The organism is Senegalimassilia faecalis, from assembly GCF_004135645.1.
Lineage (GTDB): Bacteria > Actinomycetota > Coriobacteriia > Coriobacteriales > Eggerthellaceae > Senegalimassilia > Senegalimassilia faecalis.
Map to the genome: position 1 here is coordinate 1049281 of NZ_SDPW01000001.1, position 13804 is coordinate 1063084.

Sequence of the window (13804 nt, forward strand, 5' to 3'; positions counted from 1 at the left end):
GGGCTGGAAGTTCGTGGCGGAGAAGTAGGGATTCGAACCCTAGATGCCCTTGTGGGGCATACTCACTTAGCAGGCGAGCACCTTCGGCCTCTCGGTCACTTCTCCACACTATAATAGGTGCGGTTTGCTATGATACCTTGACTGACCAAAACATGCAAGGAGCTTTCTCGATGCAATACACGAGACCACCTCAATTTCGCCAAACCGCACAAAATGCGCTGCGCATCGATGCATCGCGCGCGCTTATGGCCGCATTCGTGCTGGCAGCTTGCTTGTTGCTAACGCTGGCCTTCCCTGCTCCGGCGCATGCGAAGTCCTATATCATGCCGGAGGTGGACATCCAGGCACAAATGGAAACGGACGGAACGCTGCACGTGGTTGAGCAGCGCACGTTCGATTTCGACGGCTCGTACTCTGCCGTGTGGTGGACGCTGAATTTGCTGCCGTCAAATGCGGAATTCACGGTGAACGGCGTGCGCATGATGACCGTCGACGGCGAAGGTGCCACCGAGTCGTCCATGTCGCAGGTTTCAGAAGTGCCGTTCGAGCTGAAATGGCGCGAAGAAGGCGGCCCTGACAAGGACGCGTATTCCGTAGATGCGCCGAAGAATACCGTGTACGTGTTCTTCGGGAACGAGCCAAGCAAAGTGGTGGTCGAACTCGATTACACCATCACGAACATGGCCCAGATGTACGACGATGTTGCCGAGGTGTACTGGCAGTACCTGGGTTCGCAGTGGTCGGCTCCATCGGAAAACGTGACGGCTACGCTGCAGCTGCCGGTGCCGCAAGGCGTGAGCATCGAGCCGGGCGAAAACGTGCGCGCATGGGGTCATGGACCGCTTGAGGGCATGGTGTCGGTGAACCAGGACGGGTCGGTCACCTGCACGGTGCCGCGCGTGGAATCGGGCGAATATGCGGAAATGCGCGTGCTGGTTCCCACGACGTGGCTGCCGAACGTCTCGCTGAAGTCCCTTCGCCTGCATGCGGGCGAGCAGCGCCTGGACACGGTGCTGAAAGAAGAGCAGACGTGGGCTGATCAGGCGAACACAAAGCGCATGATGTCGTTTGCGTACGTTGCGGGCTGCGCACTGGTGTGCCTACTGGTGCTTGCGTGGGCGCTGTGGGCGTTTTTCCGCCACGGCAAGGAATATACGCCGCGTTTCACCGACAAATATTGGCGTGACGTCCCCGGCAAGGGCGTTCATCCAGCCGTTATTGGGCGCTTGTGGCGTTGGAATCGGGAGAGCACCGATGATTTCACTGCCACGATTATGCATATGGCGCAGGCAGGTCTCGTGCGTATCGATGCCGGGTCGTACGAAGCGCCGACGAAGCACGGCGGGACCAGGCTGGTGAACGACTTCTACATCACGAAGCTAGTGGACGAGAACAACATCGTCGACCCTGTTGACAAGGCCACATTTTCGTTGCTGTTCGATCATGTTGCGGGCAAGCAGAACGCCGTGTGGTTCGGCTCCATCAAGAAGTACGGCGAAGATCATCCGAACGCGTTCGTGAAGGCGCTTGAAAACTGGCAGGATACGCTGACGAAGGCGACGGACGCGCAAGAATTCTTCGAGGCGAAGGGTGCGAAGCTGCGCAAGGTCATGTGGGTCATGGCGGCGCTGTTCGCGCTGGCCGGGCTGATGATTTGGCTGAACGACGGGAACATGCTCACGGTGTTCTTCACGCTGCCTACGGCTGTGGCTTTGGTGTTCATCGGCAACAACATGCCGCGTCGCAGCGTCGAAGGCAACGAGCTGGTGGCGCACTGCAAGGCGCTGCGCAATTGGCTGCGTGACTTCAGTTCGCTTGAAGAGCGGCCGCCTACCGACGTGAAGGTGTGGGGCGAATTCATGGTGTACGCGTATCTGTTCGGCGTGGCGGACAAGGCCATCGAGCAGCTTCGCATTACGCAGCCGCAGCTGTTCAGCGTCGATTCGTCGTATGGGGCGACGTATGTGCCCTGGTGGGCATGGTACACTGCCCCGGAATCGGGTGTGGGCGCTCAGATGCCCGATGTGGGCAGCTTCCTGTCAAGCTCGCTTGATGCAGCGGCGAAGACGGCGCACGAGGCGATTCAGGCTGCAAGCGGCGGGTCGTCGTCGGGCGGCGGCTTTGGCGGCGGGTTCTCCGGTGGTGGAGGCGGCGGCTTCGGCGGAGGCGGTGGTGGCGCTCGATAAGGGCGCACTGCAAAGGTTTGCGGTGATCCGCGCATTCAGCTTAAGGTTGGCGACGGTTCCAAGCGTCGAATATTCGTAGGTTTAGCAAGGCGTTGTTTTCGCATGGCGACAAGGCGAAAACAACGCCTTTGACTTCGCGGGATGAGTGGATGCCTGGCGTTGACGGGGAAAGACAGGGAATGGGAATGGGAAAAGGGAAAGCGATTCCTGCGTGGGTGTATAAGGCCGCCATTGTGGTGGCCACCATCATCTGGGGCTACAGCTTCGTGGCCATGAAAGACGTGGTGTCGGTGTTGCCGCCGGCCTGGCTTTTGGGCTTCCGCTTCACGTTTGCGGGCGTTTTGCTGACGGCGATCCTGTGGAAGCGCGTGCGCAAGGCGTTCTCGGGCCGCATGCTGCTGGCCGGCGCAGCGCTTGGCTTAGCGGATTTCATGGCGTTCTGGACACAGACCATCGGCCTTGAGCACACCACGCCCGGCATCAACGCGTTTTTGACAGCAACGTACTGCGTGATCGTCCCCTTCCTGTGGTGGATCGTGGCGCACCGCCGCCCCACGGTGTTCAACATCGGTGCCGCGGTGCTGGCGCTGGTGGGCATTTGGCTGGTGTCCGTGCAAAGCGGCGGCATGACCATGGGCTACGGCGAGGCTATGACGCTTCTGTGCGCGCTGCTGTTCGCCGTGCACATGGTGCTGGTGTCGAAACTGTCGCGCTTCCACGATGTGCTGGCGCTTACGGCGGTGCAGTTCGTGGCGGAAGGCTGCCTGGGCTTCGTGTTCGGCACCGCATTCGAGACGTTCCCGGGATTCGGCGTGTTCACGCCGGGCATTATCGGCCAGCTGGTGTTTTTGGCGCTGTTTGCGTCCATCGTGGCGTTCGGTATCCAGAACGTGGCGCTGGCGCACATCCCGCCCGCGCAGGCTTCGCTGTTCCTAAGCCTGGAATCGGTGTTCGGCGTGTTGTTCAGCATCGCGCTGTACGGCGAGCAGATCACCTTGCGCCTGCTTGTCGGCTTCGTGCTGATCTTCGCGGCCATCGTCATCAGCGAAACGTTCCCGCTCAAGAAGAAAACGGGCGCTCAGACTGGGGAAACAACCGATTAAGAACAGCTTGTTACCGATGCGGGCGCACGGCGTTTCGCGTGATACAATGCGGGCGTATGTGACCGAACAAGGAGGATTCACCATGGCTGAGAAGAACAACGTTGTTCTTATCGGTATGCCCGGTTCCGGTAAATCGACGTTGGGCATCGTGTTGGCGAAGATCATGACGAAGGACTTCATCGACGCCGATATCGTTATCCAAAACCAGTGCGATAAAACGCTGCAGAAGATCATCGATGCATGCGGCCCCGAGGGCTTCATCGAGGTTGAGAACCAGATTCTCAGCAAGCTTGAAGCGGACAACAGCATCATTGCCACGGGCGGTTCTGCCGTGTATTCCGACGAGGCCATGAAGCACCTGGCGGAAATCGGCACGGTGGTGTACCTGAAAATCTCCTACGACCAGCTGGTGCATCGCTTGAGCGATCTGCAGGAGCGCGGCGTGGTGCTGAAAGGCGGCATCGGTATGAGCCTGCGCGAGCTGTACGACGAGCGCCTTCCGCTGTATGAGCAGTATGCCGGCATCACCGTCGACGTGAACGACCTGAGCATCACGGCCGCGGCCCGCAAAGTGGCCGACGCCCTCGCCCACGCCGGCGTGGAATAGGATTCGTTTGCGAATACTTTGATTGCGCATCAAGGGGAGCTGCTGCAAAGCGGCTCCCCTTTTCTGTTTGATAGGGGTTGGGCGGTTTGAGTCTTCCCAACTCCTGCTTCTCCCCTCGTCGTCCCAGTTCAGCGATGCATGGCACATGAGCTGGCACCCTTTCGGCAAAAAGAAACGCCCCCGTGTTTCACGTGAAACACGGGGGCGTTTTCATGAGGGGCAGGCAGCTGCTATGCGGTGGCGAAACCTTGTGCAACTGCTGCGGTATCCTCCTGGGCGGTCTTGGCGCCCAGGCGATCGGTAAGGCTGTCGATGGGCGGCACGTTGTCGTAGTCGACATGCGGCTCCATCTTATCCTCGTTGCCGTCAGCATCCTTGAGGCGCTTGAAGAAGTCCTTTGTCTCGCGCGCCACAACGCCGGACAGAACGATAAGGGCGATCATATTCGGCACGGCCATGCAAGCATTGAAGATGTCGGCGATGGTCCACACCGCGGACACGGTCATGTAAGGGCCAATGAACACGGCGGCAATGTAGAGCCAGCGGTACACCTTCACGGCTTTCAGGTTGCCGTTGCTCAGGTACTCAAGGCAACGCTCGCCGTAGTAGTCCCAGCCAAGGATGGTGGTGAAGCCGAAGAGCGCCAGGCATGCCATCAGCACGAATGCGACAACCTGCGACGGGATGAACGGCAGGCCGGCCTGGAACGCGGTGGTGGTGATGGCTGCGCCCTCAAGGCCGGGGATCTGGTACGCGCCGGTCATGACGATGGTCAAGCCGGTCATGGTGCACACGATGATGGTGTCAAGGAACGTGCCGGTCATGGACACGAGGCCCTGGCGCACCGGCTCCTTCGTCTGCGCGGCGGCAGCGGCGATAGGCGCAGACCCCAGGCCGGCCTCATTGGAGAAGATGCCGCGAGCGATGCCCTTCTGCATGGCGATGATGATGGCGCCCAGTGCACCGCCGGCAGCGGCGCGCAGGCCGAATGCGGACTCGAAGATCACCACGAACGCGCCGGGGATTTTATCGAGGTTCGCCAGCAGCACGATGATGGAGAGGCCGACGTACAGCACGACCATGGCGGGAATGACGCGCTCGGAAACGCTGGCGATGCGCTTGATGCCGCCGATGACCACCAGGCCGACCAGGATGGCAAGCACGATGCCGCCGATGACCGTGGCCCAGGAGTAGTTCATGCCCAGGATGGTCACGGACGCCGCCTTGTCAGGGTCGAAGAAGTTCGTGATGGCGCCGTTGATGGAGTTCACCTGCGTGAAAGTACCAATGCCGAACAGACCGACGCACATGCCGAAGAAGGCAAAGATCTTCGCCAGCCAACGCCAGCTGATCTGCGGCAGGCGCTTGCCCATGCCGCGCTCGATGTAGTAGAACGGGCCGCCAAGCACGTGGCCGGTGTTCTTGTCGATGCTGCGGTACTTCACGGCAAGCAGACCCTCGGAGTACTTCGTGGCCATGCCGAACAGCGCTGCCAACCACATCCAGAACATGGCGCCGGGACCGCCAGCCACAATAGCGGTGGCAACGCCGACGATGTTACCGGTACCGATGGTCGCTGACAGCGCGGTGCACAGCGCGCCGAAGCTGGAAACTTCGCCGGAGCCGCCCTTTTCGTTCTTCATCATGTAGCGCAGCGCGCGCGGCAGTTGGCGGAACTGCAGGCCAGCCAGGCGTGCAGTCAGCAGGATACCGCCTGCAAGGATGAGCGTCATCAGCGGGACGCCCCACACAAAGTCGTCGATGGCGGTTAGCACGTCATTGACGACGTCGAAAAACCCTTCCACGTTTCACTCCTTCAATTGCTCGAATGCCAATACAACCTCTGCGAAACCCGAGGGCGCGTTGGCAACCGTACGCATTGCGAAGCGACCAGGCGGGGCTGCTGAAAACTATGTGGTTGTGGAGAGGGAAAAGCTGCGAGCGAACGTCCGAGTTTTGATTCACGTTCACGGTTGCGACAAGCGATATGCTTTTCTCTGTCCTTTTGCCTGAGAGTTTCAACGATGCGGTTCGCCGCTGCAGCTTCGTCAAGCTTATGCGGCTCGGCCTTGCGGCCTGCGCTCGTCTTGCCCCTTCGGCACCCACATGTGGGATTCTCCAGAGGCCCCTGCCTGTCCTGTTTCTTTCGATCCAGAACATATCAACGGGGTGACGCTATGAAATTGTGGCATGAACGTTAACAGCCCGGTAACAACTTGTAAACACCCTACTTCCCTAGGGACACTACTTTTTCGGGCAAGCGGACAAAATTGGGTGGGAAAAAGGGTAAAGTAAAGTGAAATTGCGAAGTGATATATGCTCAGGGAGGATGCATGAAGTTCACGGTTGTGGCGGTTGGGAAGCTGAAGGAACGCTTTTGGAGCGATGCGTGTGCGGAGTATCTCAAGCGCCTGCAGCCGTATGCGAAAACCCAGGTGCGCGAGATTGCCGACGTTGACCCGCGCAAGGCGGGCGGCGTTGACGGCGCGCGCGACAAGGAAGGCGCCGCCATTTGCGCTGAACTGGAGAAACTTGGTGCCGACACCCATGTGGTGCTGCTAGCAATCGATGGCAAGGAGCGCTCGAGCGAAGGGCTTTCGAAGCGCCTGGACAACCTGATGCTGCAAGGGAAAAGCAACTTCGCGTTCGTGATTGGCGGCTCGGATGGTGTGAGCACCGCCGTGCGCCAGCGCGCCGATGAACTGCTGTCGTTCGGCCCCATCACGCTGCCCCACAACCTCGCGCGCGTCGTGCTGCTTGAGCAGCTCTACCGAACGCAGAAGATTTCCCACGGCGAGCCGTACCATAAATAACAGCCCAGTCCGGCCGCTCGGCCGGGAAAAGTGCTTTTGAACAATCCACTGGATTGTTCAATCTCCAACTATGCGCCCGAGCGGGCGCGTTCCCGCTCGCCGAAGGCGAGGCGGAGACTCCCAAATGCCCAGTGGGCATTTGGGAGGCAACATCGCAGGTCAAACATGTAGAGTCGAGCGAAAGCTCGACCCATCTAAAAGCGCCGAAGGCGCATCGCTGACTTGAATTTCGTGCGTTCGGAATATGGTGACGCGCCCTTTGGGCGCTGCGTAAAATGGCTGAGCTTTCGCTCAACCCTACGAAATCGGTGCAGCGACGCAGTTTTGCTTGTTGGCGTTTTCGGTGCGAGCCCCTGCGACCCCCTGCTGCGCGTTGCCCGCTGCTTTCTTCAACTTTATACTGGTCGGCGAACATGATTGCCTGCGAAAGGGGCGCCTTCTATGCGAATGATTTCATGGAACGTCAACGGCCTGCGCGCCGTGCTGAAGAAAGGCTTCGAGGACATCGTCGGCGAATTCGATGCCGATGTGGTGGCACTGCAGGAAACGAAGCTGCAGGCCGGCCAGGCCACGCTCGACCTGCCGCGCTATCGCGAGTTCTGGAGCTACGCTGAGCGCAAGGGCTATTCGGGCACGGTGGTGTTCACGAAGGAGAAGCCGCTGCAGGTGCTGCATGGCCTGGGATTTCCGCATCTTGATAACGAAGGCCGCATTGTGGCGTGCGAGTTCCCGGAATTCTGGTTCGTGTGCGTGTACACGCCGAACGCGCAAAACGAGCTGGCGCGCATCGATCACCGCATGGAATGGGACGATGCGTTCCGCGACTTCTGCAAGGGGCTTGAAGCCGGCGTATTGCCGGCGGGCGTGCCGGTAGAGCGCGAAGGCGCCGACGGCAATGTAGTTTTGCAGCCTGAAGCCGGGCGCGGCGAGGGCAAAGGCGGCGCTGACGTGGTGCCCGAGCCGGCGCCTATGGGCGAGGGGCATCTTCCCACGCAATGGCTGCCGCTGACGCAGCCGGGAGAGACGGCCGCGCCGAAGCCCGTGGTGATCTGCGGAGACTTCAACGTTGCACACAACGAGATCGATCTGAAGAACCCCGGCCCGAACCGCGGTAACGCGGGTTTTTCCGACGAGGAGCGCGAGAAGTTCACGAAGCTGCTCGACGCCGGCTTCACCGACACGTTCCGCAGCCTGCATCCCGACCTGACCGGTGCCTATTCCTGGTGGAGTTACCGTTTCAATGCGCGTAAGAACAACGCGGGATGGCGTATCGACTACTTCCTGGTCAGCAACGAGCTGGCCCCGAAGGTGCGCGCGGCCAGTATTTACAGCGAAGTGTTCGGCAGCGACCACTGCCCCGTCGGCCTCGAACTGGAGGATTAAGGGAGCGTGTGCGGGTTGTGCGGGGCGGGTGGGCGGTGGTTCGCTCGTGGTATCATGCAAAAGTTCAAGAATGGCCGGCGCCTTCCCTGCAAAAGCGGGGTTTGCGCAGCTGGCGCACTGATTTACCGCTAGAAAGAAACGATTCATGGATACTGCAAAAATCGAAGCCGGCGTTCGCATGATTCTCGAAGGCGTGGGCGAAGACCCCGATCGCGAGGGCCTGCAGGAAACGCCCGCCCGCGTGGCGCGCATGTACGAAGAGGTGTTCGCCGGCCTGACCGAGGACCCGGCCGTGCATTTCGAGAAGACGTTCGACGAGCACTGCAACGAGATGGTGCTCGTGCGCGACATATCGTTCTACTCCATGTGCGAACATCACCTGGTGCCGTTCTTCGGCAAGGCGCACATCGCCTACATCCCCGCGCCCGACGGCCGCGTGTGCGGCCTGTCGAAGCTGGCGCGCCTGGTGGAGGTGTACGCGAAGCGCCCGCAGGTGCAGGAGCGCCTGACCGGGCAGATCGCCGACACGCTGGTGGAGCAGCTGCATCCGCAGGGCGTGGCCGTGGTGCTTGAGGCCGAGCACATGTGCATGAGCATGCGCGGCGTGAAGAAGCCCGGCAGCCGCACGGTTACCAGCGCGGTGCGCGGCGTGTTCGCCGGCAGCACCGATGCGGCCCGCGCATCTCGAAGCGAGGTCATGTCGCTCATTCTGCGCGACGCGCGTTAACGCGGGGGTTTGATGGACGTTGTGATTGACGCGTGCCAGCAGCTGTTCGGCGTTGCTCCGCTGAGCATGGCGCTGCTGTGCGCGCTGGTGTTCCTGGCGGGATACGTCGACGCCATCGCGGGCGGCGGCGGGCTTATCTCGCTGCCCGCGTATCTGATCGTCGGCTTGCCCACACATGCCGCCATCGCTACGAACAAGCTGAGCTCAGCCATGGGAACCACGCTTACCACCTGGCGTTTCGCGAGGTCGGGCTACATCCAGTGGAAAACGGCCGGCATGTGCGTGGCCGCGGCGCTGATAGGTTCGGCGCTTGGTTCGAACCTTGTCATGTTCGTGGCCGATTTCTACCTGCGCGTGCTGTTGCTAGTGCTGCTTCCCGTTACGGCTGTGTACGTCATGCGTTCGAAGGCGTTCGACGACGAAAGCCGCGAGGCGCTCAGCCCGCGTCGCACCGTTGTTATCAGCGTGGTTGTTGCCCTGGTCGTTGGCGCGTACGACGGCTTTTACGGGCCCGGCACGGGTACGTTCCTGATGCTGCTGCTCACGGGAGCGGCCCACCTGGCCCTCAAGCAGGCCGCGGGCGTGACGAAAGCCATCAACCTCACCACGAACATCACGGCGTTGTCGGTGTTTTTGCTGCATGGGCAGGTGCTTATCCCCATGGGGCTTTTGGCGGGCGTGTTCGGCATCGCGGGCAACTATCTGGGCTCGAAAAGCTTCTCGGAAAACGGCGGTGCCATCGCGAGACCCATCACCATCGTGGTGCTGGTAGTCTTCTTCGTGAAGGTCATCTGGGATTTCGTGGCGTAAAGAGCCCGGTTTTCGTTCGCCGCTTGCGGAGCATGTTTCACGCGGAACATCGGCTTGCAACAAAACCTGCACGGCAATCGGGTACTATAGTTGCGAACGTAGAGGGCGCGCCGCGGCGCGCAAGCGAAAGGACGAAACATGAAGTGCGTTATCAGCGTTCTTGGTAAGGACCGCAGCGGCATCGTAGCCGCCGTTTCCGTGGCGCTGGCCGAGTGCGGCGCGAACATCGACGACATCAGCCAGACCATCTTGGGCGAGATGTTCTCCATGACCATGCTGACCACGCTTGACACGGAAAAGGCCGACTTCAACACGGTGCAGGAGCGCCTTGACGCCGTGGCATCCGACCTGGGCGTGCAGATTACCATTCAGCGCGAAGACGTGTTCCAGTTCATGTACAAGATTTAAAGGAAGACGGGGTCGAAGTACGGGGCGTACGCCTTTGCTTCGACCCTATTTGCAAACGGCGTTTTTGCAATCGGCTGCGCGCAGGGCGAAGCCTCAAAGGCGAAGGCGCACCTGTTGTGTTGCGTTAGGCGGGTTGCAGGTGGGCGCCGTCTCGTAAATGAAAGCCCGGGTCGTGTGCGGCCCGGGCTTTTGCATGGATGCAAAAGTGCCGTAACAGTTGCAAGCTATCCATTTCGTATTGAAGGAGATGGCGAATGACCAGGATATTCTCGTTCACTCAGCCGCTTGACGTCGATATCGTCGATGCGTTCTGCCTGTTGCAAAAGGGCTTCACGGACCAGTTCGTCTACTACCGCAAAGACCGCCCCGTTCGCTTTATGGGCCTGGGCCGCTGCATTGCACTGCCCATGCTTGACGACGCGGAATGCGAGCTTTCCGGACCGGCGGGCGAACAGCCGGTGTTCTTCTCGTTCAACCGCTTCGACGCGCACAACCCGGCGCCTGCCGACGAGCTGTTCCAGTCGTTTCCCAGCCTGCACTTCATGCTTCCCGAAGTGGTGCTTATCGAAAACGAGCGCGGAACGTTTTTGCAGGTCAACTCGCTTGGGCCGGTATACGCCGGCCGTGTGGAGCGCTTCTCGCGCCTGGCGCTTTCCGCGCGGCCGCGCACGCGCCGCAGCATCGACTACACGCTGACTCTTGATTCGCGCGAGACATGGGAGCGCGCTGTAGACGACGGGCTTGCCGCCATCCACGCCGGCCGCGTTGACAAGGTGGTGCTTTCGCGCCGCCTGAAAGTGCGCGCCGCCGAGCCGTTCTCCTCGAAAGACCTGCTGGTGAACCTTATCGACGGCACGGCGCACGGCACCGTGCTGCTGTACCGTTACGCCGACGTGTTCTTCTGCGGCTGCACGCCCGAGCTGCTGGTGCGCAAGCGCGGCGCTGACCTGGAAAGCATGTGCCTGGCCGGCACGTGCCCCACGTCGCCCGACGCCCAGGAAAACGCTCGCCTGGCCGCGGCGCTGATGGCCGACCAGAAAAACCGCACGGAGCACGATTACGTGGTGCGCTTCATCCGCGATGTGCTCAACCGCACGTGCTACAGCGTCGATGTGCCGGCGCAACCTACCATCATGCCGCTCACGTGCATCCAGCATCTTATGACGCCGGCGCGCGCGAAGTTGCTTGACGGCGTCGATTTGTGGTCGATGATGGGCGATCTGCACCCCACGCCGGCCGTGTCGGGCGCACCTGTGGGCGAGGCGAAGATGCTTATCCGCCAGGTCGAGGCGTACAACCGCGGCTTTTTCGCGGGCGCGTGCGGCTACGTGGACGCCGCCGGCGACGGCGAGTTCAGCGTGGCGCTGCGCACGGGCGTGTTCGACGGCGAAATCGGGTATGTGTACGCGGGTTGCGGCATCGTCGACGGAAGCCGCGCTGCCGACGAGTACGACGAAATCGCGCTGAAGCTGAAAACGGTGCTCTCCGCGTTCGGCGGCGGCACCGAAACAGTGGTAGCCGGTGTGGACGGGGGTGCGCGATGACGGTTGCCGACCCGCGTCAAACGGCGCGTTTTCTGGGCGCATTCTTCGATGAGCTGGCGAAATGGGGCGTGCGCGACGTGGTGGTAAGTCCCGGGTCGCGCTCTACCCCGCTGTCCATGGTGGCGTACGAGCTGTCGTGTCGCGCGCCCGAGCGCATGCGCGTGTACGTGGACGTCGACGAGCGCGGTGCGGCGTTTTTCGCGCTTGGCCTGGCGAAAGCGTCGGGACGCCCTGCCGCCATCGTGTGCACGTCGGGCAGCGCCGTTGCCAACTACTACCCCGCCGTGATGGAGGCGGAATCTTCCCGCGTGCCGCTGGTGGTGCTGACGGGCGACCGCCCGCCGCAGCTGCAGGGCCTCGGCGCGCCGCAAACGTGCGATCAGCTGCATGCGTACGGCAGCCACGTGCGCGCGTTTCGGGCCATGCCGTTGCCGGCGGCCGACGAACAGTCGCTGCGCTTTGTCCGCCAGGCTGCGCGCGAGGCGTGCATCGCGTCCATGGGCGCCTGCCCGCCGCCGTCGCAGGCGCGTGGTGCGGCTGGTTCCGAAACCGCGCATCAACGTATCGCCGGTGCCTGCTTCGGCGGCCCGGTGCACCTGAACTTCCCGTTCGACGAGCCGCTGAAGCCGGACACGAAGCTCGATGACCTGTTCGACGGCGGGCTTGCTCCCGCCCTCGCAAACGACGCGGCTCATGGGCTTGTCCAGCCGCAGGGTCACATCTCAGGTGCGGCGGCGGCCGACATGGCGCGCACGCTGCAGGTGAACGACGCTCTGCTGCTTGCCGGCGAAGGGTCGTGCGCTACTATCGAGGACGCGAAGGCCGTCATGGAGTTCGCACGTGCATTCGCCATGCCGGTGCTGGCCGATCCTCTGTCGGGTTTGCGCTGCTGCCCCGATGAGCTGCTGGTGGAAAATTACGACAGCGTGTTCGAAACAGGTGGCGAAGTTGCCGACGAACAACTGAACCCGCAGATCATCGTGCGGTTCGGACGCTATCCTATCTCGAAGAAAGCCACGCAGTGGGCGCGCCGCCTTGAGGAAGCGGGCGCGCTGCAGATTGTGGTGGACCCGCTGGAAACGCGCGACACGAATGCGGGCACCACGGCGTTTGTGCGCGCCATGCCCGTCGATTTCGTGCGCAGCATGACCCGCGCCGAGCGCACCGAGGGAGGCCCCGCCGCCGCAGCAGCGAAAGAGCACGCGTTTGCGGCCGCATGGCAGCGCGCCAACGCCGAGGCCGCCGGCCGCATCTTCGCCGCCGACACCGCCGCAAACCAGCAGGCCGATGCGTTCGAGGGTGCGTACGTGCGCCGCGTGCTGCAGCTTGCCCCCGAGGGGTCGTGCCTGTTCGCGGCCAACTCTATGAGCGTGCGCGCCGTGGACACGTTCTACCTGAAGGGTGACAAGCGCCTGTGCGTGCTGGCGAATCGCGGGCTGAACGGCATCGACGGCACGGTGTCGACGGCGCTTGGCGCCGCGCAGCTGTTCGAGCGCACCACGCTGGTAGTCGGCGACCTGACCATGTTGCACGACATCAATGCGCTTGCCTTGCAGCGCGAGCTGCGCGTGCAGCGCCAGCTTGCCGCCGGCCGCACACCGGGCGAAACCACGCCGGATAGCAACATTGAAATGCAAGCGCAGCGCTTGGGCATTACCATCGTGTTGTTAAACAACAACGGCGGCGGCATTTTCGACATGCTTCCGCAGAAGTCGAGCGAAGCGTATTTCGAGCGCCTGTTCTTGACGCCGCAAGACGTGAACTTCCAGGCTGCCGCGGCGGCGTTTGGTGTTCCGTATGCGAAAGTTGACACGTTGCAGGCGTTTGACCAGGCGTATTGCGAAATGCTTGACGTGCCGGGCATCAGCCTGATCGAGGTGCCGGTGCCGCTTGAGGGCATTCGCGAGCGTTACGGCCGCTTCTGGTAGGCTGCACAAAGCCGCTGCTGCAGACGGCGACCTGCGGCGTATCGGCTGTCTCTATACCGTTGTTGTACAGAAATGCTTGTACGCTTGCGTGCAGGAGCGGAGTGTCGCGCTTCGCGCTCTCAATTATGGGTTGAACTTTCGCTCAACCCTACGAAGTGACGATGCGGCGTTTGGGGTCGATTTGTGGGGCGCTGAGTTGCTTACAGGTTGGCCTCGTAGGTGCGAGCGAAAACTCGCACCTAAATCGACAGCGCCGAAAGGCGCGCCACTCATGTTTGAATGTTGCAAGAGACTG

General features: G+C 61.6%; 11 protein-coding genes, 1 tRNA gene and 1 riboswitch. Of the genes, 10 read left to right on the plus strand and 2 right to left on the minus strand.

Going from position 1 to position 13804, the window contains the following annotated elements; genetic code table 11:
• Positions 1-14: 14 nt before the first annotated feature.
• Positions 15-105, minus strand: a tRNA-Ser gene (locus ET524_RS04395).
• Positions 106-170: 65 nt separating this feature from the next.
• Between ET524_RS04395 and ET524_RS04400 the strand changes: the two genes are divergently transcribed.
• The 3 genes from ET524_RS04400 (at position 171) to ET524_RS04410 (ending at position 3896) form a co-directional block, all read left to right on the plus strand.
• The gene (locus ET524_RS04400; protein WP_161566603.1) at positions 171-2186 is read left to right on the plus strand and encodes a DUF2207 domain-containing protein; all 2016 of its coding nucleotides are present in this window, start codon (positions 171-173) and stop codon (positions 2184-2186) included.
• A 185-nt stretch (positions 2187-2371) separates the two neighbouring features.
• On the plus strand, positions 2372-3289 hold the full coding sequence (locus ET524_RS04405; protein ID WP_129423557.1) for a DMT family transporter: 918 nt from the start codon (positions 2372-2374) through the stop codon (positions 3287-3289).
• A gap of 82 nt (positions 3290-3371) precedes the next feature.
• Positions 3372-3896, plus strand: coding sequence for a shikimate kinase (locus ET524_RS04410; RefSeq protein WP_129423559.1), 525 nt, complete (start codon positions 3372-3374; stop codon positions 3894-3896).
• A gap of 230 nt (positions 3897-4126) precedes the next feature.
• Here ET524_RS04410 and ET524_RS04415 read toward each other — a convergent pair whose 3' ends face one another.
• Complete coding sequence (locus tag ET524_RS04415) at positions 4127-5701, minus strand: alanine/glycine:cation symporter family protein (RefSeq protein ID WP_129423561.1); 1575 nt, start codon at positions 5699-5701, stop codon at positions 4127-4129.
• 182 nt (positions 5702-5883) lie between these two features.
• Positions 5884-6028, minus strand: a riboswitch (glycine riboswitch).
• Positions 6029-6229: 201 nt separating this feature from the next.
• On the opposite strand from ET524_RS04415, the gene ET524_RS04420 reads away from it, so the two are divergent.
• From ET524_RS04420 to menD, 7 genes are all read left to right on the plus strand, one after another.
• Positions 6230-6709 (plus strand): 23S rRNA (pseudouridine(1915)-N(3))-methyltransferase RlmH, encoded by a 480-nt coding sequence (locus tag ET524_RS04420; RefSeq protein ID WP_129423563.1) that lies wholly within the window; start codon positions 6230-6232, stop codon positions 6707-6709.
• 441 nt (positions 6710-7150) lie between these two features.
• Positions 7151-8092: an exodeoxyribonuclease III gene (locus tag ET524_RS04425; RefSeq protein WP_129423565.1), complete on the plus strand. Its 942-nt coding sequence runs from the start codon at positions 7151-7153 to the stop codon at positions 8090-8092.
• A 145-nt stretch (positions 8093-8237) separates the two neighbouring features.
• Positions 8238-8819 (plus strand): GTP cyclohydrolase I FolE, encoded by a 582-nt coding sequence (gene folE / locus ET524_RS04430; protein ID WP_129423568.1) that lies wholly within the window; start codon positions 8238-8240, stop codon positions 8817-8819.
• 12 nt (positions 8820-8831) lie between these two features.
• Entirely contained in the window at positions 8832-9629 is a 798-nt protein-coding gene (locus tag ET524_RS04435) for a sulfite exporter TauE/SafE family protein (protein WP_201738663.1), read from the plus strand.
• Between the two features lie 138 nt (positions 9630-9767).
• Positions 9768-10037, plus strand: coding sequence for an ACT domain-containing protein (locus ET524_RS04440; RefSeq protein ID WP_129423570.1), 270 nt, complete (start codon positions 9768-9770; stop codon positions 10035-10037).
• A 254-nt stretch (positions 10038-10291) separates the two neighbouring features.
• Positions 10292-11581, plus strand: a complete 1290-nt coding sequence (locus tag ET524_RS04445; protein WP_129423572.1) for an isochorismate synthase — start codon at positions 10292-10294, stop codon at positions 11579-11581.
• Positions 11578-13509 carry a 2-succinyl-5-enolpyruvyl-6-hydroxy-3-cyclohexene-1-carboxylic-acid synthase gene (menD, locus tag ET524_RS04450; RefSeq protein ID WP_129423574.1) on the plus strand — a complete coding sequence of 644 codons (1932 nt, stop codon included), beginning with the start codon at positions 11578-11580 and terminating at the stop codon, positions 13507-13509. The genes ET524_RS04445 and menD overlap by 4 nt, the downstream gene beginning before the upstream one ends.
• Positions 13510-13804 lie beyond the last annotated feature (295 nt).

Coding starts and splice junctions, on each gene's coding strand:
- ET524_RS04420 (WP_129423563.1), top strand. CDS start 6,230: ATGAAGTTCACGGTTGTGGCGGTTGGGAAGCTGAAGGAACGCTTTTGG.
- ET524_RS04440 (WP_129423570.1), top strand. CDS start 9,768: ATGAAGTGCGTTATCAGCGTTCTTGGTAAGGACCGCAGCGGCATCGTA.
- folE (WP_129423568.1), top strand. CDS start 8,238: ATGGATACTGCAAAAATCGAAGCCGGCGTTCGCATGATTCTCGAAGGC.
- ET524_RS04400 (WP_161566603.1), top strand. CDS start 171: ATGCAATACACGAGACCACCTCAATTTCGCCAAACCGCACAAAATGCG.
- ET524_RS04425 (WP_129423565.1), top strand. CDS start 7,151: ATGCGAATGATTTCATGGAACGTCAACGGCCTGCGCGCCGTGCTGAAG.
- ET524_RS04435 (WP_201738663.1), top strand. CDS start 8,832: ATGGACGTTGTGATTGACGCGTGCCAGCAGCTGTTCGGCGTTGCTCCG.
- ET524_RS04405 (WP_129423557.1), top strand. CDS start 2,372: ATGGGAAAAGGGAAAGCGATTCCTGCGTGGGTGTATAAGGCCGCCATT.
- menD (WP_129423574.1), top strand. CDS start 11,578: ATGACGGTTGCCGACCCGCGTCAAACGGCGCGTTTTCTGGGCGCATTC.
- ET524_RS04445 (WP_129423572.1), top strand. CDS start 10,292: ATGACCAGGATATTCTCGTTCACTCAGCCGCTTGACGTCGATATCGTC.
- ET524_RS04410 (WP_129423559.1), top strand. CDS start 3,372: ATGGCTGAGAAGAACAACGTTGTTCTTATCGGTATGCCCGGTTCCGGT.